Annotated in this window: 21 protein-coding genes; 12 read left to right on the forward strand and 9 right to left on the reverse strand. The window is 71.1% G+C overall.

The window, feature by feature from the left end; genetic code table 11:
* The first annotated feature begins 154 nt into the window (after nucleotides 1-154).
* Nucleotides 155-2,125 (forward strand): TonB-dependent receptor, encoded by a 1,971-nt coding sequence (locus ACIQ6S_RS05315; protein WP_397607445.1) that lies wholly within the window; start codon nucleotides 155-157, stop codon nucleotides 2,123-2,125.
* Nucleotides 2,126-2,139: 14 nt separating this feature from the next.
* Here the strand turns inward: ACIQ6S_RS05315 and ACIQ6S_RS05320 are convergent, their stop codons facing one another.
* From ACIQ6S_RS05320 to ACIQ6S_RS05350, 7 genes are all read right to left on the reverse strand, one after another.
* Nucleotides 2,140-2,637 (reverse strand): hypothetical protein, encoded by a 498-nt coding sequence (locus ACIQ6S_RS05320; protein WP_397607446.1) that lies wholly within the window; start codon nucleotides 2,635-2,637, stop codon nucleotides 2,140-2,142.
* A gap of 24 nt (nucleotides 2,638-2,661) precedes the next feature.
* The gene (gene queF / locus ACIQ6S_RS05325) at nucleotides 2,662-3,492 is read right to left on the reverse strand and encodes an NADPH-dependent 7-cyano-7-deazaguanine reductase QueF (protein WP_397607447.1); all 831 of its coding nucleotides are present in this window, start codon (nucleotides 3,490-3,492) and stop codon (nucleotides 2,662-2,664) included.
* A 63-nt stretch (nucleotides 3,493-3,555) separates the two neighbouring features.
* A complete protein-coding gene (locus tag ACIQ6S_RS05330; RefSeq protein ID WP_397607448.1) occupies nucleotides 3,556-4,884 on the reverse strand; it encodes a hypothetical protein in 1,329 nt (442 codons plus the stop codon).
* Nucleotides 4,885-4,892: 8 nt separating this feature from the next.
* Entirely contained in the window at nucleotides 4,893-5,984 is a 1,092-nt protein-coding gene (gene zapE, locus ACIQ6S_RS05335; protein ID WP_397607449.1) for a cell division protein ZapE, read from the reverse strand.
* Nucleotides 5,985-5,991: 7 nt separating this feature from the next.
* On the reverse strand, nucleotides 5,992-6,666 hold the full coding sequence (locus ACIQ6S_RS05340; protein WP_397607450.1) for an alpha/beta hydrolase: 675 nt from the start codon (nucleotides 6,664-6,666) through the stop codon (nucleotides 5,992-5,994).
* Nucleotides 6,667-6,693: 27 nt separating this feature from the next.
* A complete protein-coding gene (locus ACIQ6S_RS05345) occupies nucleotides 6,694-8,448 on the reverse strand; it encodes an ExeM/NucH family extracellular endonuclease (protein ID WP_397607451.1) in 1,755 nt (584 codons plus the stop codon).
* Nucleotides 8,449-8,512: 64 nt separating this feature from the next.
* Complete coding sequence (locus ACIQ6S_RS05350) at nucleotides 8,513-9,031, reverse strand: c-type cytochrome (RefSeq protein ID WP_397607452.1); 519 nt, start codon at nucleotides 9,029-9,031, stop codon at nucleotides 8,513-8,515.
* A 104-nt stretch (nucleotides 9,032-9,135) separates the two neighbouring features.
* Between ACIQ6S_RS05350 and ACIQ6S_RS05355 the strand changes: the two genes are divergently transcribed.
* From ACIQ6S_RS05355 to ACIQ6S_RS05375, 5 genes are all read left to right on the forward strand, one after another.
* Complete coding sequence (locus ACIQ6S_RS05355; protein ID WP_397607453.1) at nucleotides 9,136-10,638, forward strand: MASE1 domain-containing protein; 1,503 nt, start codon at nucleotides 9,136-9,138, stop codon at nucleotides 10,636-10,638.
* 102 nt (nucleotides 10,639-10,740) lie between these two features.
* Nucleotides 10,741-11,340: a TetR/AcrR family transcriptional regulator gene (locus ACIQ6S_RS05360; RefSeq protein ID WP_397607454.1), complete on the forward strand. Its 600-nt coding sequence runs from the start codon at nucleotides 10,741-10,743 to the stop codon at nucleotides 11,338-11,340.
* 3 nt (nucleotides 11,341-11,343) lie between these two features.
* Nucleotides 11,344-12,621: an efflux RND transporter periplasmic adaptor subunit gene (locus tag ACIQ6S_RS05365; protein WP_397607455.1), complete on the forward strand. Its 1,278-nt coding sequence runs from the start codon at nucleotides 11,344-11,346 to the stop codon at nucleotides 12,619-12,621.
* 3 nt (nucleotides 12,622-12,624) lie between these two features.
* Entirely contained in the window at nucleotides 12,625-15,897 is a 3,273-nt protein-coding gene (locus ACIQ6S_RS05370; protein ID WP_397607456.1) for an efflux RND transporter permease subunit, read from the forward strand.
* On the forward strand, nucleotides 15,890-17,353 hold the full coding sequence (locus tag ACIQ6S_RS05375) for an efflux transporter outer membrane subunit (protein ID WP_397607457.1): 1,464 nt from the start codon (nucleotides 15,890-15,892) through the stop codon (nucleotides 17,351-17,353). Before ACIQ6S_RS05370 ends, ACIQ6S_RS05375 begins: the two co-directional genes overlap by 8 nt.
* Here ACIQ6S_RS05375 and ACIQ6S_RS05380 read toward each other — a convergent pair.
* A complete protein-coding gene (locus ACIQ6S_RS05380) occupies nucleotides 17,329-17,700 on the reverse strand; it encodes a YchJ family protein (protein ID WP_397607458.1) in 372 nt (123 codons plus the stop codon). The two genes, ACIQ6S_RS05375 and ACIQ6S_RS05380, sit on opposite strands and share 25 nt — an antisense overlap.
* Complete coding sequence (locus ACIQ6S_RS05385) at nucleotides 17,697-18,938, reverse strand: MgtC/SapB family protein (protein ID WP_397607459.1); 1,242 nt, start codon at nucleotides 18,936-18,938, stop codon at nucleotides 17,697-17,699. Before ACIQ6S_RS05385 ends, ACIQ6S_RS05380 begins: the two co-directional genes overlap by 4 nt.
* A 64-nt stretch (nucleotides 18,939-19,002) precedes the next feature.
* Between ACIQ6S_RS05385 and ACIQ6S_RS05390 the strand changes: the two genes are divergently transcribed.
* Genes ACIQ6S_RS05390 through ACIQ6S_RS05415 form a run of 6 tightly spaced genes read left to right on the forward strand, consistent with a single transcriptional unit; the run spans nucleotide 19,003 to nucleotide 24,081 of the window.
* Entirely contained in the window at nucleotides 19,003-20,007 is a 1,005-nt protein-coding gene (locus ACIQ6S_RS05390; protein WP_397607460.1) for a class 1 fructose-bisphosphatase, read from the forward strand.
* Between the two features lie 3 nt (nucleotides 20,008-20,010).
* Nucleotides 20,011-20,721, forward strand: coding sequence for a 2OG-Fe(II) oxygenase (locus ACIQ6S_RS05395; protein ID WP_397596533.1), 711 nt, complete (start codon nucleotides 20,011-20,013; stop codon nucleotides 20,719-20,721).
* Nucleotides 20,718-21,632, forward strand: coding sequence for a DMT family transporter (locus ACIQ6S_RS05400; RefSeq protein WP_397607461.1), 915 nt, complete (start codon nucleotides 20,718-20,720; stop codon nucleotides 21,630-21,632). The genes ACIQ6S_RS05395 and ACIQ6S_RS05400 overlap by 4 nt, the downstream gene beginning before the upstream one ends.
* Entirely contained in the window at nucleotides 21,629-21,850 is a 222-nt protein-coding gene (locus ACIQ6S_RS05405; protein WP_297865504.1) for a hypothetical protein, read from the forward strand. Before ACIQ6S_RS05400 ends, ACIQ6S_RS05405 begins: the two co-directional genes overlap by 4 nt.
* 15 nt (nucleotides 21,851-21,865) lie before the next feature.
* Nucleotides 21,866-22,123 (forward strand): DUF1653 domain-containing protein, encoded by a 258-nt coding sequence (locus tag ACIQ6S_RS05410; protein ID WP_397607462.1) that lies wholly within the window; start codon nucleotides 21,866-21,868, stop codon nucleotides 22,121-22,123.
* 50 nt (nucleotides 22,124-22,173) lie between these two features.
* Nucleotides 22,174-24,081: an alpha/beta fold hydrolase gene (locus ACIQ6S_RS05415; protein ID WP_397607463.1), complete on the forward strand. Its 1,908-nt coding sequence runs from the start codon at nucleotides 22,174-22,176 to the stop codon at nucleotides 24,079-24,081.
* The last annotated feature ends 3 nt before the right edge of the window (nucleotides 24,082-24,084 follow it).

A 24,084-nucleotide genomic window follows, 5' to 3' on the forward strand; every position in this document is an offset into this window, starting at 1 on the left:
TTCGCCGCATGTGCACCCGGGGTCGTCCACACTTCGACACCTCAGCTCCCCTTCGATGTCCGACGTGCCACGCTCGATGCCCCTTTGGCTGGCGATGTTGCCGGCGCTTGCCACCCCCGCCGCCGCGTCCGCCGCACCGAACCCGGAGTCCGGAGTGGCGCTGTCGCGCCTCGACGCCGTGCAGGTCACCACGCGCCGCCCGGAGGACCGCCGCGTGCGCGCGGAAGCCATCGCAGGCCTCGACGCCGCCGCGCTCGAGCGCCTCGCGCCCACGCATGCGAACGAAGCCCTCGCGCGTGTTCCCGGGGCGTGGGCCAGCCGCGGCAGCGGGCAGGAGCAGTTGCTCGCCCTTCGCTCGCCCGTGCTCACCGGGCCGGGCGCCTGCGGCGCCTTCCTCGTGCTCGACGACGGCGTGCCGATCCGCCCCGCGGGTTTCTGCAACGTCAACCAGCTCTCGGAATTGAACCTCGCGCAGGCCGCGAGCGTGGAGGTGCTTCGCGGCCCCGGAAGCGCGGTGCACGGCAGCAACGCGCTGCACGGCGTGGTGGCGGTGCGGCCGCGCCTTCCCGGTGATGGCGGTGGCGCGCGCGTCGAGTTCGGCAGCGGCGACTATCGCCGTGCGCTGCTCTCGCTTGATGGCGGCGCGCGTTTACGGCTCGACGCCAACCTCGTCGACGCCGGCAGCTTCCGCGCCGACGAAGGCTACCGGCAGCAGCAGGCCAACCTGCAGTGGCAACCGGCGTCGGACGGCGACACCCGGCTGGCGTTCGCCGCACATCGGCTGCGCCAGGAGACCGCGGGCTTCGCCTTCGGCGAGGGCGCGTGGCGCGACGCGCGACGTTTCGGAAACGCCAATCCGGAAGCCTTCCGCGAAGCCGACAGCGCGCGCCTCGTGCTGCACCACGTGCGCGCGGCCGGCGACGGCGAGTGGCTGCTGCGGCCTTACGCGCGCGATGAGTCGCAACGCTTCCTTCAGCACTTCAACCTCGGCCAGCCGCTCGAGGAAAACGGCAGCCGCAGCCTCGGCGTGCAGACCATGTGGTCCAACGAATCGCTGCGCGTGGGCCTCGATGTCGAAGGCGTCGAAGGCGAGCTGCGGCAGACGCAGGCCCGCGCCCTGACCACCGGCACGCCGGCGCAGAACGCCCAGCGCCCGGCCGGCACGCATTACGACTACACAATCGACGCCCGGCAGGTCGCGCTATTCGGCGAGCGGCAGTGGCGATTCGAGCGCGACGCGGTCACCCTCGGCGCGCGCATCGAAAACCTGCGCTACCGCCACGACAACCGCGCCGCCAACGGCAACCTCCGCGACGACGGCACGCCTTGCGGCTTCGGCGGCTGCCTGTACCTGCGCCCCGCCGATCGCAGGGACGCGTTCACCGCGCGCAGCGCGCAGCTTGGCTGGATGCGCAGCCTCGACGGCGGCTGGTCGGCTGGCGCCCGTGCGGCCCGTGCCTTCCGCTTCCCGCAGGCCACCGAGCTGTACCGCCTGCAGCGCGGCCAGTCCGTCGAGGGCATCGGCGTCGAGACCGCCGACAGTCTCGAAGGGACGCTGCGCTTCACCGGCCCCACGCTGCGCGCCGAGGCCGTGGCCTACGCGATGCGCAAGCGCGACGTGCTGCTGCGCGACGCCGCCGGCCTGAGCGTGCCGGGCGCGGCCACCCGGCATCGCGGCGTCGAACTGGCGGGAACGTGGACGCCGGACGACGCGACGTGGGTCGAAGCCCAGCTCGCCTGGAGCGACCAGCGCTATGCCTTCGACCGTCTGCTGCCCGGCGGCGAGACGATCCGCCGCGGCGCGCGCATCGACACCGCGCCGGAGTGGCTGGGCGGTGTTCGCGTGGGGCGGCGCTTCGGCGCGCGCTTCGAGGCGGAACTCGAAGGCGTGTGGCAGGGCGCCTACGCCATCGATGCGGCGAACACCCGCCGCTACGGCGGCCATGGGCTGTGGCATGCGCGGCTCGGCGCGGCGCTCGATGACGATTGGCGCCTGAGCCTGCGGCTGATGAACCTCGCCGATCGCCGCTATGCGGAGCGGGTGGATTTCGCCTTCGGCGAGGAGCGCAGTTTCCCCGGCGCGGGGCGCAGCGTGTTCGTCGGCGTCGAGCGGCGCTTCGAGTAGGTGCGAGGCGCGCCTCAGCGCACCTCGAAGCTCCGCACGCCGGCGCTCTCGCCGTCCACGCTCACTTCGACCTCGTAACGGCCGGGCGCCCAACCACCTTCAGGCTGGCGCGTGAACGTGTGCACCGCGGGGCCGTTGGCGGTGATAGCGCGCTCGTCGGCATCGATCTCGGCACCGCTGGCGTCGCGCCAGGCGATGGCGAGCATCGCGGCTTTGCTTTCTCCGACGGTGACGAGGCTGGCGTGCACGGCATCCGCCGGGCGGACGCGATCAGTCACCACAGCGACGCGGCCATCGGCATCCAAGGCCACGCCGACATCCAGCGCCACGGCTTCAAGGCTGCCCTGCGGCAGCTGTGCGATCGGCTCGGCCACCACGCTGCCAGCATCGGCGGCGGTTGATGCGGTGTCGGCAGCCGGCGCCCCGGGTTCACCACCGCAGCCGGCGAGCAGCAGGACCAGAGCGAATGCGATCGGGCGATTCACGAGCGGACGAACGCGGCGACGGGGCATGGCGAGGCTCGGCGGGGGGAGCGGCTACTGCCGCGACAGGCGCAGATTGTCCGGCATCGCGGCGCCCGGCAAGGCCCGGAACGGGTTGATGTCCAGCCCACCGCGACGGGTGAATCGCGCGTACACCGACAGCTTCACCGGGGCGCAGCGCGCGCGCAGGTCCAGGAAGATGCGCTCGACGCAGGCTTCGTGGAAATCGCTGTGGGTTCGGAAGCTGACGAGGTAGCGCAGCAAGGCCGCGCGATCGATGCGCGGGCCGGTGTAGGCGATCTGCAGGCTGGCCCAGTCCGGCTGGCCGGTGACGGGGCAATTCGAACGGAACAGGTGCGAGACGAGGGTCTCCTCCACCGTCTCCTGGGCGTCGGACTTCAGCAGCTCGGGCGCGGGCGGGCCGTAGTTCTCGATGGTGATGGCGACGCCGTCGATCAGCTCACCGGGCAGCACGCTGACCGGGAAGGCCTGCGGCGAGGTCGGCGCGATCAGGCTCACCGACACGGGCGCGCCAGCGGCGGCGGAGAGGTCGGAGATCAGCGTCGCGCGCAGGGCGTCGGCGTTGGCGAGCCGCTCCTGCGCGAAGGAGTTCAGGTACAGCTTGAAACTCTTGGATTCGACGAGGTTCGGCGAGGTCGCAGGCACGCGGAACTCGGCCAGCGCCACCTGCGGCTTGCCGCGCAGGTCGAGCCACGAGAGTTCATACGCGTTCCAGAGGTCGACGCCGACGAAGGGCAGCGCCTCGTCGAGACCCAGCTTCGAGCGGGCCTCCGTGCGCGGGATCGGGAACAGCAGGCCGGCGTCATAGGACGACGGAAAGGCGACGCTCTGGCCGAGCGTCGAGGTTTCGGGGGTGTTGGTCATCGCGGCGGAGGATAGCGCCTGCGAGGGCAAGAACCGCTGAATCCCCGGCCGCGATGCGGGGCCTCAGCGGCCCGCGCGGGGCGCGGGCGAAACCAGCAGCACGAAGGCCACAAGGCTCGCCACCACCAGCCACAGCAGGTAGCGGAAATCGGCAGCGGTCGCGAGCGGCACCAGGGGCGCGACCATGGCCAGCCCCGAGGCCGACAGCGCTGCGGCGGCCGTGCGACGCCGCCATGCGGCGGCAGCGAGCACGCCAGCTGCGAGCAGCAGGTAGAGCCAGCCCATGAAAAACGGCCCATCCACCCATCGGTGCCACGTGGCGACCAGCACCTCGCGCGGACGCGAGGGCGCCATCGTGAGCGGCGGGTTGTCCTTGAACGGCAAGAGGTCGGGCATCAGCACCTGCGTGTCGGCGAGCTCGGCGTTGCGCAAGCCGAACAGGTAGCCCGACAGCCGCAGCCGATGCCGCGCCCAGGCCTGCGGTTCGCGCAGCGGCAGCATGAGCCAGGCCTCGCGCAGCGTGGCGAGGTCCTCGGCGCGCAGCACGATTTCGTAGCTGAAATGGATGGTGCCGGTGGTGAAGCTCGGCACGTTCACGGCCGGATCGAATTCGCGGGCGAGGTCGTCGACCGTCGCGCCCGGCTTCAGGAAGGCCGCAGGGATGGCCATGCGCCCGGTCTCGATCGAGACGGCAGCGAGATCCCACAGCGCCATGACCGGCCACACGGTGACGTGCTTCACGGCCCCCAACCGGTCGGGCACGGCGGCGAGTCCGAGGAGCAGGGGCAGGCTGAGCGCGGCGGCCGCGATGCGCCAACGCGCAGCGCGTGGGGTTGACCCGGCTTCGGAGGCCGACCCCACCGGCACGCGGGCGATGCGCCACGCCAGCCACGCCCACAGCGGCAGCACGCCGGTGATCGCGTTGAAGCGGAAGGCCGTGGCCAACGCCAGCATCAGCAGCGCCAGCCCGCGCCATCGCCACGCTGGCTCGGCCTGCTCGCGCAGCAGCGCGCCCACGGCCCACAGCAGCGCGCCGACCATCCACAGGTCCTTCCATACCTGCGGCTGCAGCGCGACGAAAGCCGGCCACAGGCCGATGCCGAGCAGCACGGCGACCCGCCACGGCGTGCGCAGCGGCAGCGCGGTGGACACGAAGGCCAGCCCACTCCAGACGAGGAGCAGCTGCAGGGCGAAGAAGCCCTGCGGATCGGGCAGCAGCGCGAGGCTCGCCTGCCAGAGCCGCACCATCACCGCGGGGTGCGTGGAATCGAGCTGACCCGTGCGCGCCATCCACCACTGGTGGGCGGTGTCGAAGGTGAACCAGCCGGGCGCGAACAGCGTGAACAGCGCGGCCGCCGCGAGCGCCGCGACGCCCCAAGGCAGCCACGCCACCGCACGCCTCACGGCCGATGCGCCCGCGCGAGGTACTCCTCGCTGCGCATTTCGACCAGCCGCGAGATCGTGCGCTCGAACTCGACGCGCAACCTAAAGCCCTTGTAGATTCCCTGCGGCTGCGCGGCCGCGGTGGCGACGAGGTTGACGTTGCGGTCGTAGAGCTCGTCGACGAGGTGGATGAAGCGCCGCGGTGCGTCGGTGCTCTCGTCGCTGAAGGTCGGCACGCCGCTGAGCAGTAGCGTGTGATGCTCGCTCGCGATCTCGATGTAGTCCGCCGCGGAGCGCGGACCTTCGCACAGGGCTTCGAAATCGAACCAGGCCACGCCTTCGCCGAGCGCCTTCGCGGGAATGTCGCGGCCGTTCACCGACAGCGGGCAGGTCTGGCACACGCCGATTCCGTTGAGCACGCGGAAGTGCTCGGCCAGCTGCGTTTCGCCGGCCGCATCGATGGGCACGTGCCAGGTGTCGGCATGGGTGAGCTGGCGCAGGCGGAAATCCGTCTCGCTACCCAGCTTGTGCACCACGCAGTCCTTCTCGAGCAGCGCGATCGCCGGCAGGAAGCGCGCGCGCTGCAGGCCGTTGGCGTACAGGCCCGGCGGGGCGATGTTCGACGTCGTCACGAGAGTGACGCCGCGGTCGAACAGCTGCTCAAGCAACCGCGAGAGGATCATCGCGTCGGCGATGTCGTTGACGAAGAACTCGTCGAGCACCAGCAGCGGCGACATCGCGGCGTACTGCGCGGCGACCACGCTCAGCGTGTCGGCGGTGTCGTGCAGCGCCTTCATGCGCGCGTGCACGTCCTGCATGAATCGGTGGTAGTGCAGGCGCTGCGGCTTCAGCTCGGCGCAGGCGTCGAGCAACAGGTCGCAGAGCAGGGTCTTGCCGCGGCCGACGCCGCCCCAGAGGTAAAGGCCGCGCACGCCGGCGTGGCCCGCAAGCCGGAAGCCCAGTTTCTTCAGGAACCCGGCGCGCTGGCGTTCAAGCAGATCGACGGCGACGCGATCGAGTTCGACCAGCGCGGCGAGCTGGCCGGCGTCCTGCGTCCAGCGGCCTTCGGCCACGCCGTCCAGATAGCGCTTCGAAGGCCGGCTCGGCATCGCGGGATCAGGCCTGGTGCTGCAGCGGCGGCAGGTTCTTGCGCACGCCGTTGCGGATCGCGCCACGCAGGTCGACGAGGCGGGCGTGGAAGAAGTGGCCGGCTTCGGCCATGCGCACCAGGGTCGGCGGGTTCTCGGCGGCAGCGGCCCAGTCGAACACCTTCTGCGGATCCACCACGTCGTCCTGCTCGCCCTGCACCACCAGCCACGGGCAGGTCGGCGGCGGCACGCCGGTGAAATCGCGGAAACCCACCGGCGGCGCGATGCACACCATCTGCTGGACGGGAAGCTGGCGCGCGGCACGCAGGGCCACCCAGCTGCCGAAGGAGAAGCCGGCCAGCCACAGCGCGTCGTTCGGACGCTGCGCCTGCAGCCACTGGGCGACGGCGAGGTAGTCGAGCGTTTCGCCGCGGCCCTGGTCGTACACGCCTTCGGAATGGCCCACGCCGCGGAAATTGAAGCGCACCGAGGCGATGCCCGATTCGGCCAGCGCGCGCGCGATCGTCGTCACGACCTTGTTGTTCATCGTGCCGCCGTCGGGCGGATGCGGATGACCGATGACCGCCACGCCACGGCGCACGTCCTCGGCCTTCGGCAACTCGACGGCGGCTTCGATCACGCCGGCCGGGCCCGCGAGGCGCAGGGGGCCGGAAACCGTCGGGAAGGTGGGCGCAATGCTCATGCGTGATGGAGTCTAGCCGTGCCGACTTCAGCGCGCGGAAGCGGCGTCGAAGCCGAGCAGCAGCGGGTCGTGATCGGAGCTGCGCCACGGGCCGGCCTCGCGACCCAGCGCGCCGTCGTAGGCGAAGCCGATCGATTCGTCGCTGTTCACCGGCCACTTCACCGCGCCGCGCAGCATCGCCGACATCGACGGGCTCAGCATCGCGTGGTCGAGGCGTCCGGCCTGGCCGTCGAAGACGAAGCTGTGCGGAGTGTGGCCGTCCTCGGTGGCCATCGGTGCATCGACCCAACCACGCTCGCGGAGCACGCGGATCGGGTCTTCCATCGCGTAGGCGTTGTAGTCGCCGATCGCCACGACGCGGTCGCTGCCGCTGCCGGTCGGGTCGGTCGCCAGCCACGCGTGCATGGCTTCCGCGCTTTCCACGCGCTTGGCGTTGTAGCAGCCCTGGCCGTCATCCTGGTCGCGGTCCGCACCCTGCGCGTCCTCGCAACCGCCCTTGCTCTTGAAGTGCACGCTGGCGACGGTGAACACCGGGCTGTCGCCAATGCGGAAGCTCTGCGCCAGCACGGGCCGGCTGCCGTACTCGAACGGGCCTTCGGTGGCCAAGGCGGGCGCGCCCACGGCCTCGGCGCGATCGGCGCGGTACAGCAGGCCGACGGTGATCTGGTCCGTGCCGGGTCGGCCTTCGCTGGCCACCGGCGTCCACCGTGCACCGGGCTGCGCCGCGTTCAGCGCGTCGGCGAGTTCCTGCACCGCCGATTCCGGGCCGAAGCCGTCGTTCTCCAGCTCCTGCGCGGCGATGATCGCGGGATCCAGCGCGGTGATCACGGTGACGTGCTTCGCCATCTGGCGCGCGTAGCCGTCGTGGTCCTTGGCGCCGCGCTCGGTCGGGAAACCGCCGCCCTGGCCGTCGCCGTTGAAGAGGTTCAGCAGGTTCATGCCGGCGATGCGGATCGCGCCCTCGACGCTCGGGGCGGCCGGCCGCGGCGCCTGTTCGATCTCGCCCACCACCGCGTCGGCTTGCAGGCGGTAGCCGCCCCAGCGCTGGTCGAGCACGCCCTGCACGCCGGTGAGCGTGCTGCCGGCGCGCAACGGCGCGTCGTTGGACAGCGGCGCCGACAGCCATGCGAGGGAACCGGGGTTCTCGGCGGTGCTGGCGTCGTCGAGCACCAGCAGGCGGCGGCGGTTGGCGGCGCGCTGCGCGACGGCGGCCTCGCCGGGTGCGGCGATCTCGGTCGGCGTGTAGAGCCGGCCGTCGAAGGCGAGGTCGATCTCGCCGAAGCGGAGAAGCGCGTCGTTGCCGGTGACAGTGAGCGGGGCCTCGATGCGCAGGCGCATGCCTTCGACGCTCTCCCAATCGGCAGGCGGCGCCGCGAGCACCACCGGCTCGGGGAGCGGCAGCGAACCGCGCACGTCGATGCGTGCATCCGCCAGCGTGGTCAGCGTCGCGCCGTCGCCGGATTCAGCGACGAGCCCTTCGGCGATGACGTGCTGGCCCACTTCGAGCGTCGGCTGGCCTTCGGCCAGCATCACGAAGAGGCCTTCGGCAGACGCGGCGTCGGTATCGGCCTGCAGGCTCTGCACGAACGCGCCATCAGCCATCAACAGGGTGACGACGCCTTCGATGCGGGCGCGCTGGCCTTCGAAAGCGCTCCGCTCGGCGGTCCCCTGCACGGCGGCGATGCCTTCCTCGGCAACGGCGCCCGGGCGGTCCCCGCATCCGGTGGCAAGGAGGGCCAGGCCCAGGGCGAAGGCGAGCGGGGTGGGACGGAAACGCGTCATCGGGACTCCAGAGACGGCGACGCCGCCCGGAGGCGGCGTCGGAAACACACGGGATGGCGCGAGCTTACTGGTACTTGTTGACCATGTACTCGACGCTGGCACGGACCTGCTCGTCGGTGAGGCGGGCGTTGCCGCCGCGCGCCGGCATGATGCCCGCCTGGCCCTGGAAGCCTTCGGTGGCGTGCTTCACCAGCAAGTCGAGGCCCTGCGCGATGCGCGGCGCCCAGGCTTCGGCGGTCGGGGCCGGGGCGCCGCCAGCGCCGTTGGCGTGGCAGGCCGAGCAGAGGTTCTGGTAGATCACGGCGCCGTCCAGCGTGCCGCCGTAGGGTGCCCCGCCAGCGGCCGCAGCCTCGGCAGCGGCCTTCGCGGCGGCAGCGGCCGCAGCGGCACCGGTTTCACCCGCATACACTCCGCCAAGGGGCTGGATGCGCTCGATCGTGCGGGCTTCGGCGATCGGGTTGGGCTCGTGGGCCTTGCGGCCGTTGAGGTAGAGGCCGATCAGGATCAGCACGACCATGATGCCGAACAGCACCGCGATGACCTGCGAGAAGTGCTTCAGGAAGACGAGATCGTGATTGCGCACGGGGATACCTGGTTGGGCTGGGCCGCCGAAAGGACGACGAAGTATATCGGCCCCTTGCGCCGGCGCGAAGCGCCGCGGCGTGGGGTGGCGGCGTGACGTCGCGCGTGACCGGTCCCGGCCCCTGGGCGGCCACGCTGCTGCTGCTCGCCTATGCGCCCGCCTGGATGCTGCTGGACACGCTCTCGACGCCGCTGGCCTTCTGGCCGGTGGCCCTGCGCTTCCTGCTGCTGTGGTTCCTGCCCTTGCGCTACTGGCCGGCCCTGGTGGCGGTGGATGCCGCCGGGGGGGTGCTGGCCCGGCATTTCCTGAGGGATGGTCCGTTGTTCGCCCTGGAGGCCTGGCTGCTCGCGCTGGCCCCGGTGCTGGTCTACGCCGCGATGGTCCGCGCGCTGCGGGGCCCCGACGAACCCGCCGCGCCGGACACCCCGGGCGGGATGTCGCGATTGCTGGCCGCGTGCGCGCTGTGCACCTTCGGCGTCGCGCCCTTGCTGGCCCTTCATGGCGGCGGCTTCGACGCCCTGCTCGCTTTCGGGTTCGGCGACCTCTTCGGCCTGCTGGTCGTGGTGCCGGCCGCGCTGACCTTGCGGGCCGCCCCGACCGCCCTTTGGCGCACGCGGCGTTGGGGCTTCGAGGCCGCGCTCGCGGCCGCCGTCACCTTGGGGGTGATGAGCCTGGCCCGGCAGCGGCCCGCGCTCGACGAGCATTTGCTGCTGATCGTCTTCCTCCCGACCGTGGTGTTGGCGTTCCGGCACGGCTGGCGCGGTGCGGCCTGGTCGCTCGCCGGGCTCGGTGGCCTGCTGGCCCTCGGGTTCAGCGACCGGCCGGATCCGATGCGCCTGCAGGTCATGACGGCCGTGATCGGTGGCGCCGCGCTGCTGCTGGGTGCCGCTGCCACCCAGCTTCGCGAACAGCGCGAGACCGTGGAGGCCCAGCATGCGGCGCTGCGGCTGGCCCTGCTGGAACAGCGTGAACTCGCCGGGCGGATCGTCGCGCTCGAGGACGACGGCCAACGCCACGTCGCCGAATCACTGCACGAGCAGGTGGCGCCGCCCCTACAGGAACTTCGCACCCTGCTCGCGATGGCCTGGCGCGGCAGCAGCGACGAGCGCGACGCGCGCATGATGGAATCCCTGCGCGGCCACACGTGGCAGGTGCAGGACGGCCTCGAACGCGCGTTGCGCCGACTTCAGCCGCCCTCGCTGGCCCGCGGCGACCTGTACGCCCTTCTCGCCCATGGGCCGCTGTGGGAATGGGCGCAGGAACAGGGCGCCGACTGGTCGGTGCAGTTCGACGGGCCGGTGCAGCGCCTGCCGGAGCGCTGGAAGGGGGTCGTCTACCGCATCGCACAGGCGGGCCTCGAGCACGGCCTCAGCCATGGGGCACGGCAGTGCCGGCTGCAGCTTGTCGCGACCGTCAACGCCGGCAGCCTCGACCTCGAGGTCCAGCTGGACCTCGACCATCCGCAGACCTCGTCGGCCCCGGGCTGGGCCATCGAAGCCATCCGCGACCGCACGCTGGCCGCCGGGGGCCGCTACCGGGCCGAACCGCGGCCCGAAGGCAGCCGACACCGGGTGCAACTCGTCGATATCGCCATCGCACCGGCCTGAGCCGGGGGCGCCGGCGTTGCGAATCCGTCGCAGCAGCGTTCCATAGGCGGAACGCCGCCTTGACTCATTTCTGTACAAAACGTCCTGTAAAGTTGCGCCCCTATGACCCGCCCACCCAAAGCCCGCCAGAAAGTGCTCGACGCCGCTCGCCGGATCGTCGAAACCCGCGGCGCCGGCCACCTCACCTTCGAAACGCTGGCCGAAGAGTCCGGCGTGACCCGCGGCGGCATCACCTACCACTTCCGGACCAAGGAAGACCTGCTCAAGGCCCTGATCGAATCCGACATCGCCGACTGGAACCTCGCCGCGGAGCAGCTGGGCGGCGACGCCGGCATGCCCTGCCCGAAGGCCTGCCGGATGATCGGCCACGTGCGTTCGTCGCTGGCCGACGAGGACGACGCCCACAAGCGCTTCGTCACCGGAATGATCAGCGCCGCGATGGTCGACCCGCAGCTGCTCGACCCCGTCCGCACCCACCTCGCCGAGGAATTCGCCGACTGGCGCTGGGACGACGCCGACCTCGAGCGCTACCTGCTGCTTCTGGCGGCCGACGGCCTGTTCTGGAACCAGCTGTTCAACGTCAGCCCGCTGCCGCCGGCCGCGCGCCCGCGGCTCGCCGCCCTCATCGAAGCCAAGGTGCGCGCCTTCGCCGCCGACGCCCCACCCCCTACCGAATCCCCGAATTCCACTTCTGGAACCTGACCCATGGCCCCGACACCCCACGCCGGCTTCGCCCCCCGTCCCGCCCTCGCGGCACGCCTCGCCCTCGCGAGCGCCCTGTCCCTCGCCCTTGCCGCCTGCGGTGGCGGCGGTGGCGGCATGCAGATGCCGCCCACCGAAGTGAACGTCGCGCCCGTCGTCGCGAAGTCGGTCGCGCAGTGGGATGAGTTCACCGGCCGCATCGAAGCCATCGAAAGCGCCGAGATCCGGCCGCGCGTCGGCGGCACCATCGTCGGCGTGCACTTCGACGAGGGCGGCCTCGTGGAGAAGGGCGACCTGCTGTTCACCATCGACGACCGCGAGTACCGCGCCGCCGTCGCCAGCGCCCGCGCCGACGTCGCCCGCGCCGAAGCACGTCGCGCCCTCGCTGCGACCGAACTGAAGCGCAGCGAGACGCTCATCGCCGCCAAAGCCGTCAGCGCCGGCGAACTCGAAAGCCGCCAGAACGAAGCGAAGCAGGCCGACGCCGACCTGCTCGCCGCGCAGGCGCGGTTGGAGACCGCCGAACTCAACCTGAGCTTCAGCCGCGTCACCGCACCGATCGCCGGCCGCGTCGGCGTGGCGCGGATGCGCACCGGCAACCTTGTGTCGCCGGGCGAGCCGGTGCTCACCACCGTGGTCTCGCTGGATCCGGTGTACGTCAGCTTCCAGGGCGACGAACGCGCCTACCTGCGCTACCAGGACATGGCGCGCGACGGCAGCCGCCCGAGCTCGCGCAACGCCGCCAATCCGGTGCGCGTGGGCCTCGCTAACGAGCAGGGCTTCCCGCACACCGGCCGCATGGTCTTCGTCGACAACGTCGTCGATCCGGCCACCGGCACCATCTTCGCCCGCGCCGAACTGCCGAACCCGGACGGCGTGTTCACCCCGGGCCTGTTCGCCCGCGTGCAGCTGCTCGGCTCTGGCCAGCGCGACGCCCTGCTGGTGCACCCGCAGGCCGTACTCACCGACCAGGACCGCCGCTACGTCTACGTGGCCGACATGGTCACGCTGCCGCCGGAAATGGGCGGCACCGGCGAGCCGCACCTCGGCGCCGTGCGCAAGGACGTCGAGCTGGGCCCGACGATCGACGGCCTCGTGGTCGTCGAGAAGGGCCTCGACGCCGACGACAAGGTCGTGGTGAACGGTATGCGCAAGATCTTCTATCCGGGCGCCGCGATCGCGCCGGTCGAGGTGCCGATGGACGCACCGAACACGGTCGCCACCGCGCCCGGCCCCGCCGATGCGGCGGGCGGCACCGTCTCCGACGACGCCGAGGGCTGATCGATGGCCTCCGGACACACCGATCTTTCGCGCGTCTTCGTCGACCGCCCGATCCTCGCGGCGGTCCTCTCGATCGTCGTCTTCGTCGCCGGCCTGATCGCCATCCCCAACCTGCCGATCACGGAGTACCCGGAAGTCGCGCCGCCGACCATCCAGGTCACCGCGATCTACCCGGGCGCCAACCCGAAGACGATTGCCGATACGGTCGCTGCGCCGTTGGAGGAAACGATCAACGGCGTCGAGAACATGATCTACATGAAGTCGGCGGCGTCCTCGGACGGCACGCTGGTCCTGTCGATCACCTTCGGCCTGGGCACGGACGTCGACCTCGCGGCGATGCAAGTGCAGAACCGCGTGGCGCAGGCCCTGCCGCGCCTGCCCGATTCGGTGCGCGCGCTCGGCGTCACCACCGCCAAGGTGTCGCCGAACATCACGATGGTCGTGCACCTGACTTCGCCAGACAACCGCTACGACGGCCTGTACCTGTCGAACTTCGCCAACCTCAACGTCAAGGACGAACTCGCCCGCCTGCCCGGCGTCGGCAACGCACAGGCCTTCGGCGCCGGCGTGTACGCGATGCGCATCTGGATCGATCCCGACCAGGCCGCGGCCCGCGGTCTGACGGCGCTCGACATCGTCGGCGCCATCCGCGAGCAGAACGTGCAGGTCTCGGCCGGCGCCATCGGCGCTTCGCCGCAGCCCACCGGCGCTTCGGTGCAGCTGCTGGTCAACGCCCGCGGCCGCTTGGAAACGCCCGAGGAGTTCGGCGCCATCGTGCTGAAGACCGGCACCGGCGGCGCGGTGACGCGCCTGCGTGACGTCGCCCGCGTCGAACTCGGCTCGAACACCTATGCGCTCAACAGCTACCTCAACAACGAGGAAGCCGCGGCCATCGTGATCTTCGAGGCGCCGGGTGCGAACTCCATCGCGCTCTCCGACGCCGTGCGCGAAAGGATGGCGGAGCTGAAGAAGGATTTCCCGGAAGGCGTCGATTACGCGATCGCCTACGACCCCACGGTGTTCGTGCGGGCCTCGGTCGACTCGGTGGTGAGCACCCTGCTCGAGGCGGTGCTGCTCGTCGTCCTCGTCGTGGTGGTGTTCCTGCAGACCTGGCGCGCTTCGATCATCCCGCTGCTGGCCGTGCCGGTCTCGATCGTCGGCACCTTCGCGGTGCTGCTCCTGCTCGGCTATTCCATCAACGTGCTGACGCTGTTCGGCCTGGTGCTGGCCATCGGCATCGTGGTCGACGACGCCATCGTCGTGGTGGAGAACGTCGAGCGCCACATCGAAGAAGGCCTGACGCCGCTCGACGCCGCGCACAAGGCGATGAGCGAAGTCTCGGGCCCGATCGTTGCGATCTCCCTGGTGCTGGCGGCGGTCTTCGTGCCGATCGCCTTCATCGACGGCGTGACCGGCCAGTTCTACCGCCAGTTCGCGGTGACCATCGCCGCCTCGGTGCTGATCTCGGCCTTCAACTCGCTGACGCTGAGCCCGGCGCTGGCCGCCGTGCTGCTGAAGCCGCACGGCGCGCCGAAGGACGCGCTGGCCCGCGGCATCGACCGCGTGGCGGGACGCTTCTTCGGCTGGTTCAACGCCCGCTTCAAGCGCAGCTCGGACCGCTATGCGGGGCGCATCGGCGGCACCATCCGCCGCTCGACGCGCCTGCTGGTGGTGTACGCGGGCCTCGTCGGCGTGACCGTGCTCGGGTTCACGCAGATCCCGGGGGGCTTCATCCCGACGCAGGACAAGCAGTACCTGTTCGCCGGCGTGCAGCTGCCGGAAGGCGCCACGCTCGAACGCACCGAGGCGGCGATGAAGCGCATGGGCGAAATCGCGCTGGCCACGCCGGGCGTGAAGGACGTCGTGCAGTTCCCGGGCCTAAACGCCATCCACTTCGTCAGCACGCCGAATGTCGGCGTGATGTTCATCGGCCTCGATGCGCCGGGCGACCTGCCCAAGCCAGCCGCGGCGATCGCCGGCGAGCTGACCGGCAAGTTCGGCGCCATCCAGGACGGCATGGCCTTCGCCTTCATGCCGCCGCCGGTGAACGGCTACGGCAACGCCGCCGGCGTCGAAGCCTATGTGCAGGACCGCCAGCGCGTCGGCTACGGCGAACTCAACGCCGCGACGCAGGCCCTGACCGGCACGATCAGCCAGCAGCCCGGCTTCGGACCCGGCTCCTCGTTCTCGTCCTTCCAGGCCAACGTGCCGCAGCTTGATGCCGTGGTGGATCGCGACAAGGTCAAGGAATCCGGCCTCGCCCTGACCGACGTCTACGACTCGCTGCAGGTCTACCTCGGCAGCGCCTACGTCAACGACTTCAACCTGTTCGGCCGCACCTACTCGGTGTACGCGCAGGCGGATGCGCCGTTCCGCGACGAGGTCGGCGATGTCGCCCGCCTGCAGGTGCGCAACGCGCAGGGCGAGATGGTTCCGCTCGGCAGCGTGGTCGAACTGGTGCCGAGCTTCGGCCCCGATCCGGTGGTGCGCTACAACGGCTATCCCGCGGCGGACGTCAGCGCCAGCCCCTTCGATCCCGCCTCGGTGAGCAGCACGGACGCCGTTCGCATTGCGCGCGATACCGCCGGGCAGGTGCTGCCGCGCGGCATGGCGCTGGAGTTCACCGGCCTCACCTACCAGCAGGTCAACCAGGGCATCGCGCAGTTCCTCGTGTTCCCGCTCTGCGTGCTGCTCGTGTACCTGGTGCTGGCGGCGCTCTATGAGAGCTGGTCGCTGCCGCTGGCGGTGATCCTCATCGTGCCCATGTGCATGCTGTCGGCGTTCGGCGGCATCTGGGTGCTGAACCAGATCAACGGCCTGTGGTTCGTGGCGCAGATCATCCTTGGATGGATCAATCCGATGACGGCGGCACCGCCGACCATCATCGACATGAACGTGTTCACCCAGATCGGGCTCGTGGTGCTGATGGGCCTGGCCTGCAAGAACGCCATCCTGATCGTCGAGTTCGCCATCGACCTGGAGAAGCAGGGCCGCGGCATCGTCGAGGCCGCCATCGAGGCCTGCCGCTTGCGACTGCGCCCGATCCTGATGACCAGCTTCGCCTTCATTGCCGGCGTGCTGCCGCTGGTGTTCGCGGGCGGTGCCGGCGCCGAGGTGCGCCACGTGATGGGCGTGACCGTGTTCTTCGGCATGCTCGGCGTGACCTTCTTCGGCCTGTTCTTCACCCCGGTGTTCTACGTGGTGATCCGCCGGATGGTGGAGAACCGCAAGGCGCGTCGCGCCGTCGCACAGCTCGAGGAGTCCTCCCATGCCTAAGTTGCACGCACGAGGCCTCGCGCTGGCCGTCACCGTCGCCCTGCTCGCCGGCTGCACCGTCGGCCCGCCGCACACGCGGCCGGACGTGAGCCTGCCAACCGAATTCGACCAGGCCAGCAGCGAGCAGACCGCCGCCGCGCCCGGCACCGCCGTGTGGCAGGCCTTCGACGATCCCGCGCTGGCCCGATTGATCGAACGCACGCTGGTGGCGAACACCTCGATCGCGCAGGCCGAGGCGCGTCTGGCCGAAACCCGCGCGCTCTCCGGGCTCACGCGTTATTCGCTGTTCCCCACCGTCACGGCGGCCACCGACGCCGGCCGAAGCCGCGCCAGCAACCAGGACCCCTTCGTGCCGCCGGGGTTGGGCACGATCGAGACCTACCGCGCGGGCTTCGACGCCACGTGGGAGCTCGACCTGTTCGGCGGCCTGCGCAACCGGAGCCGCGCGATCCGCACGCGAACCGAGGCCAACGCCGCCGAGCTGCGCGTCGTGCGCATCAGCATGGTGGCGGAAACGGCGCAGACCTATTTCGCCCTGCGCGGCGCGCAGCGTCGCCTCGCCCTCGCGAAGGAGAACCTCGCGGCGGCGGACGAAGTGCTCGGCGTGATCGAGCTGCTGTACGAGAACGGCCGCCAGAACGGCGTCGACTTCGCCCGCGCCCGCGCGCAGCGCAGCAGCCTCGCGGCCAACCTGCCGCAGCGCGAAGCCGAATTGGTGGCACAGGAGCAGCGCCTCGCCGTGCTCACCGCGCAGCCGGTGGCGGCCGTGCGCGAGCAGGTGGGTGAAGCCAGCACCTTCCCCGAGCTGCCGACCCTTGTCACCGCCGGCACGCCCGAAGCGTGGCTGCAGCGGCGTCCCGACATCATCGCGGCCGAACGTCGCCTCGCCGCGTCGCGCAACGACGTGGGCGAGGAGATCGCACAGTACTTCCCGAAGCTGTTCCTCGACGGTGCGTTCGGTTGGACCGGCCAGGTCGCCAATGTGCTCGGGGACTCCGGCGCCCAACGCTGGCAGTGGGGACCGAGCCTCACCTGGCGTTTCCTCGACTTCGGTCGCGTCCGCCAGAACGTCAAGGCCGCGGAAGCCCGCGCCGATGGCAGCGTAGCGGCCTACCGCGAGACGGTGCTTCGCGCGCTGGAGGAAACCGAGAACGCGCTCGCCGGCTATCGCGCCAGCAATCGCGCGGCGATCGAACTGGGCAACGCCGCGGAGGCCGCAGGTGAAGCCTCGCGGCTGTCGCGCCTGCGCTTCGAGGCCGGTGCCGACGACGCGCTCGCCCTGCTGCAGACCGAGCAGACGCGCATCGACCTCGAGGACGCCGCGGTGCAGGCGCAGACCTCGCGCACCACGGCACTCGCCGCGCTCTACAAGGCCGTGGCGGGAGATTTCGCGGAGGCCTCTGACGGCGTCGGCGCGATGCCGGCTGCGGCTCAGGAAAACGCGCCGTCCACGTAGAACCAGCGCCCGTCCTCCCGCACGAAACGGCTGGTTTCGTGCAGGCGCACGGCGGGCTGTCCGCCCACCTTGAAGCGCGCGACGAACTCGACGATGGCGGTGTCGCCGTCCTCGACCGCGCGCTTCACCTCGAGGCCCAGCCAGCGCGTGGCGGGATCGGGGGTGAGCGAGGCCGCATCGGGTCGCGTGTCCGCGTGCCAAGTGGCGAGCAGGTAGGCCACATCACCGGACACATAGGCGCTGTAGCGCGAGCGCATCAGGGCTTCGGCCGTAGGTGCCGGCGCGCCGGCGTGCCAGCGCCCGCAGCAGGCATCGGCGGCGCGGCCGCTGCCGCAAGGGCAGCTCACAGCCCGGCTGGCAGCAGGAAAGTGGCCGCAGCGGCGGCGACCCAGGCCCCACCCAGCCCGGCGCTGACGCGCACGCCGTAGGCTGCGCCGCCCGACACCCAGGCGACGGCGCCGCGGGCGATCACGCTCGCGGCGAGCACCGCGAGGATCGCGTGGCGGGCGGTCTCGACCCCCATCAGGCCCTGGCCCACCATCTGACCGATCGAGGCGACGGCCGCATGCACTTCGGCGATCGCGGCGAGGAAGGCCGTGGCCAGCGCACCCGCCTCGCCGAAGGCCTGGCGCAGCAGGGCCGAAACGACCAGCACGCCGGCCATGAAGCCCGCGAAGTAGAGCGCGTGCGTGAAGCGGAACATCCGCGAATCCTGCGTCGGTGCGGGCTCGTCGCCCGACCCGCCGCGCAGGCCCAGCGCGCCGCCGATCGCGAGGACGAGGCCGAAGGCCAGCAGCGTCGGCATCACCGCCTTCAGCAGCGTGGCCGACACCGTGGCCAGCACCGGGAACATCAGCAGCAGCGAGGCCAGCGCCGCGAACATGGCCGCGCCCACGCTGGGGCGCAGCAAGCCCGGCGTCGCGCGAACGCGCTGGCCGAAACCGGCGATCGCCGCCGTCGAGGACACGAAACCGGCGAAGAAGCCCGCCACCGCAAGGCCTCGGCCGCTACCGATCACGCGCAGCGCGACATGGCCCAGGGCGCTCACCGCCATCACCAACACCACAAGGCGCCACAACTTCTGCGGGTTCAGCGCACCGCCGGGGCCGATGGATTCGTCCGGCAGCAGGGGCAGCACGAGCAGTGCGGCAGCCAGCAGCAACAGGCCGTCGCGCACTTCCCGCTCGCTGATCAGGTCGCGGCCCAGGCGATGCAGGCGCTCCCGCGCCTGCAGCAGCAGGGCGACGAGGACAGCCAATGCCGACGCGAGCCCCGGCGACTGTTGCGCGAGGGCGCCCAGGAGAACGGTCGTGAGCAAGGCCACTTCGCCGGTCTGGCCGGGATCGGAGGCATCGGTGAGGCGATAGCTGCCATAGGCCAGAAGGCCGACGGCACCGAGCACGACGAGGAACACCGGCAAGCCGAGCGTCCAAGCCACGGCGCCGGCGAGTGCGGCGATGGTGTGGGTGCGCATGCCCGCCGGTGTGTGGCCGCCATGGTCGCGCTGGCGCTCGCGCACCACGCCGATCAACAGGCCGAGGCCGAGGGCGCTGAGGTAGCCGGCGTAGGTCGGGTCGAGGGTCATGCCGCGATTCTGTCACCACCGGCGGCCGTTAGACTGTGCGCCTCCCGCCGGAAGGACCGCCTCGATGTCGCAGCGCACTCCCCTCACCCGCTTCCTGATCGAGGCCGAGCGCGCCGGGCAGATCAACCCCGAGCTGCGCCTGCTCATCGAAGTGGTGTCGCGCGCCTGCAAGTCGATCAGCTACGCCATCAGCAAGGGCGCACTGGGCGGCGTGCTGGGCGATGCCGGCACCGGCAACGTGCAGGGCGAAGCGCAGAAAAAGCTCGACGTGCTCAGCAACGAGATCCTGCTCGAGGCGAACGCCTGGGGCGGCCACCTCGCCGGCATCGCCTCGGAGGAGATGGACGACCCGCACCCGATCCCGGACGCCTACCCGAAGGGCAACTTCCTGCTGCTGTTCGATCCGCTCGACGGCAGCTCGAACATCGACGTGAACGTGAGCGTGGGCACCATCTTCTCCGTGCTGCGCTGCCCGGACGGCATCACCGAACCGCAGACCGAGCACTTCCTGCAGCCGGGCACCGAGCAGGTGTGCGCGGGTTACACGGTGTACGGCCCCTGCACCTTGCTGGTGCTGACGATCGGCCACGGCACGCACGCCTTCACGCTGGACCGCGAGACCGGCAGCTTCATCCTGACCCAGCGCGATATCCGCATCCCGGCCGACACGCAGGAGTACGCGATCAACGCCAGCAATGCGCGCCACTGGGATGCGCCGGTGAAGCGCTACGTCGATGATCTTCTCGCAGGAAAAACCGGCCCGCGCGGCAAAGACTTCAACACGCGCTGGATCGCGTCGATGGTGGCCGACGTGCACCGCATCATGACCCGCGGCGGCACCTTTATGTATCCGGTAGACGCCAAGTGCCGCGACAAGGGCGGCCGCCTGCGCCTGATGTACGAAGCGAACCCCATGGCCTTCCTCGTCGAGCAGGCCGGCGGCGCGGCCACCACCGGCACGCAACGCATGCTCGACGTGACGCCCACCGGCCTGCACCAGCGGGTGCCGGTGATCCTCGGCTCGAAGAACGAGGTGGCGGAGTACGAGCGCTACGTGCGCGAGGGCTGAGCGATGGAAAGCGCGCACCCCGATTTCATCGAGGTCTACGAGGGGCTGATCGACCCGGCCTGGTGCGCGGCGCTCTGCCGTCGCTTCGACGCGGCCAACCACGTCGACGGCCGCGTGGGCGGCGGCGTCTTCCCGGACATGAAGAAGAGCCGCGATCTCGAGATCACCGGCCGCGCCGATTGGAACGACGTGAGCGCGACGCTGATGGGCGCGGTGCTGAAAGCGCTGATGGCGTACCTGCGCACCTACCCGCACACGATCGTCGCGCCGCTGATGCTCGAGCACCGGCCCGCCGATGGCGGCCCGGCGCGCCGGCTCGGCGCCGAGGATCTCGCCGCCATGGACGACAACAGCCTGCTCGGCCTGGTGCAGCAGCTGTTGCGCCCGGGCAGCATCAACCTGCAGCGCTACACCGCCGGCGAGGGCGGTTACCCCTACTGGCACTGCGAGCTCTACCCGCGCGACGCCAACAGCGAAACGCTGCACCGCACCCTGCTGTGGACGATCTACCTCAACGATGCGTTCGACGAGGGCGAGACGGAGTTCCTGTACCAGCGCCGCAAGGTGGTGCCGAAGACCGGCAGCGTGCTGATCGCGCCGACCGCGTTCACGCACACGCACCGCGGCAACCGCCCGGTGGGCGGCGACAAGTACATCGCCACGAGCTGGATCCTGTTCAACCGCGCGGAAGCCATCTTCGGCCGCGCGGGATGATGCCGCGCACGGCGCTCGCCGCGACGACGGCGCTGGCGCTGCTGGCTTTCGCGGCGAACTCCCTGCTGTGCCGTTTCGCGCTGGCCGAGGGCGGCACCGATGCGGCGAGCTTCACCGCGATCCGGCTCGGCGCGGGGGCCTTGGTGCTGGCCGGCCTGATGGCGGCACGCCGCCGAAGCCGAGAAGCGCCAAACCGTGATGCCGGCACCGCAGGATGTGGCGGCTGGCGCAGCGCGTTCGCGCTGTTCGCCTATGCCGCGGGCTTCTCGCTGGCCTATGTCGATGTCGGCGCGGCCACCGGCGCGCTGCTGCTCTTCGGCGCCGTGCAGGCCACGATGCTCCTCATCGGCCTGTGGCAGGGCGAACGGCTGGCCGCCGCGCAATGGGCCGGCTTCGCCTTGGCCGCGCTCGGCCTGCTGGCGCTGCTGCTGCCCGGCGCCGCCGCGCCGCCGCTCGGCGCCGCGCTGTGGATGATCGCTGCGGGCGTGGCCTGGGGCCTGTATTCGCTCTGGGGCCGCGGCAGCACCGATCCGGTGGCCGACACCTCCCGCAACTTCGTCCGCAGCCTTCCCTTCGCGCTGGCGCTCCTCCTGCTGCATCTCGACGGCCTCGCCATGGACACGCGCGGCCTCGTCGGTGCCGTGGCCTCCGGCGCGCTCGCTTCAGGTCTCGGCTATGTGCTCTGGTATCGCGTGCTGCCGCAGCTCGGCGCCCTGCGCGCCGCGAGCCTGCAGCTGGCGGTGCCGCCACTGGCTGCCGTCGCTGGGGTGCTGCTGCTCGGCGAAACGCTCGATGCCACCCGCCTGCTGGCCGGCGCGGCCATCCTCGCCGGCATCGCCGTCGTGTTGCGCGGCCGGCGCATGGGGACGCATCCTCAGGCGCCAACCGCCACCTCCGGGCCCCGACCATGATCCTGCTGCGATTGATCGCCATCCTCCTCGTCATCGCCGGCGGGCTTGCGCTCGCGTTCGGCAGCTTCAGCTACACGCAGGAGAAGACCGCGCTGAAGGCCGGCCCACTGGAGCTGAAGGTGCAGGACAAGGAAACCGTCACCATTCCGCCGTGGGCCGGCGGCGGCGCCATCGCCCTCGGCGTGGTGCTGCTGCTCGTCGGCGGCCGCAAGCGCTGACGGCGGAGCACCGCGATGAGCGATGCCGACCTGCCCCCGCTGCCCGATACGCCGACCGGCTTGTACCGCCACTACAAGGGTGGCGAGTACGAAGTGGTGGGCTGCGTGCGCCATAGCGAAACGCTCGAACCCCTCGTGCTGTATCGCGCGCTCTACGGCCAGCGCGGACTCTGGGTGAGGCCGCACGCGATGTTCTTCAGCCCGGTGATCGTTCACGGGCACGCGCAGCCGCGCTTCGCCTTCGTTTCGCCGGACCTGCCGCCGGAGCACTGAGCGCGTCGAGCGGAACACATCGAGGGATCACACACGACGGGGAGCGGGGAATGGCGACGAAAGCTTGGCTCGCGGCACTGGTTCACGGCGGTTTGTGGCTCGGCGCACTGGCCGCGGCGAATGCCTACGCCGCTCCGGTCTTCGTCGAGGCACCGTGCGAGATCCCGATCGTCAACGACGCGGTGCGCGAACGACTGCGCTGCGGAACCGTGAGCGTGCCCCGCGACGCCGCCCGCCCCGACGACGGCAACTTCGAGCTTGCGGTCGTGGTGAAGCGCAGCGCAGCGCCCACGCCAGGCGCCACGCCGATCCTGTTCCTGCACGGCGGCCCCGGTGGCCAACAGGTGCGCTACATGGGCCTCGGCGCAACGGACTTCACACCGGGTCGCGACGTCATCGCCTTCGACATGCGCGGTGGCGGCCGCACCGGGCCGGTGCTGTGCAGCGGCATGGCCGCCGCACTGTTCGAGTCCTTCCGCATCGCCCTGCGCGGCGATGATCCGATGCCCGCGCGGAATACCGCGCTCGCTGCGTGCATGGACGAGCTCGCCACGGCCGGCTACAAGCCCGAGCACTTCGGCAGCGTGCGCAACGTCGAGGACGCGGAAAGCATCCGCCAAGCCCTCGGCATCGAGCGCTGGGCCGTGTACGGCACCTCGTACGGCACGACAGTGGGCGCCGAGTACCTAGCGCGGCACCCCGAAGCCATCGAATCACTCGTGCTGGATTCGCTGTACCCACCGGACGCCTACGTGCACACGGTGCGCGAGGCCCAAGGCCGGGCCATCGGGCGCCTGCTGAACGAGTGCGCGGCCGACGCGACCTGCGCTGCGCGCTTCCCCGGCCTCGATCGGGCGAAGGCGGATGCCGCGCTGTCGTCGTTCGCGACTGATCCGCTCCCCTTCCATCTCGGGGGAGAGCGCTACGTGGCGGATGAACGCGCCGTCCGCAGCGCCCTCTACACCCTGTTCTACACGGAAGCGACGGCGCGCTCGGTGCCCTGGTTCGTGGATGCCATGGTCCGCCGCGACGGAGACACGATCGCCGCGGCACTCGGGGCGCCGCTGCTGGTTGGTGACGCGTTTGCGGACGCTGGCGTCGCCATGCCCGGGCTGCTGGGCACGGATTGCCGCGACCGCGCGCGGCACCACGCGCCGCACGCGGGGCCGGGTCCGAACTGGATGGACATGGTCCTCGGCATCCCCAACGGTGCCTGCGGCGACCTCCCGCTCGGGACGGTACCGGGCCTGCCCGTGGGCACGACGGTGCCGGTGCTGGTGCTGTCCGCCGGCTACGACGGTTTCCAGCCCGACGGCGAGGCGGTGGCCGCGGCCATCGGGCCGGCCGCCACCGCTTACCTGCTGCCGCGGGCCGCCCACAGCGTGCGCGGCGCCGGCGACTGCCCGCGCGGCATCGTGTCGGCCTTCATCAACGACCCGTCGAAGACGCCGGACACCACGTGCATCGCCGAGATGACGGCGCCACCGTTCGTGCTCGATGTGCGACCGATGCCGGCGGTCGTCACCCTCGGCGCGTCGGCAAACGGAGGCAGTCCGCCGGCCGGTGCACTGGTGGCGGCGGCCGGACTGGCGCTGCTGCTGGTCGCGGGCCTCGTCGTGCCCGCGACGCTCTGGCTCTGGCGTCGACTGCGCCGACAGCGCGCGGCACCCGGCGCGCGAGGCGTGCGGGCCTTGGCGGTGGGCGGCGGTCTGCTGGGCGTCGCCGGCGCGGTCTTGCCGGTCGCCGGCACGATGCAGGCACATCCCGGAATGATGGGCTTCGGACTGGAGCCGACGCTCGCCCTCGGCCTGTGGGCGATTCCGGTCGGCGGTGCGCTGGCAGGGCTCGCCCTCGGCCTCGCCCTGCGGAAACGGCAGTGGGGCGTCGCGCTGGCGGGACTCGGCGGCGTGGTCGCCGTGGTGGGCATTCTCGTCCTCGGGCTCACGCCCTGGGGCTGACGC

Source organism: Silanimonas sp., from assembly GCF_044377035.1.
In the GTDB taxonomy this organism is placed as follows: Bacteria; Pseudomonadota; Gammaproteobacteria; order Xanthomonadales; family Xanthomonadaceae; genus Silanimonas.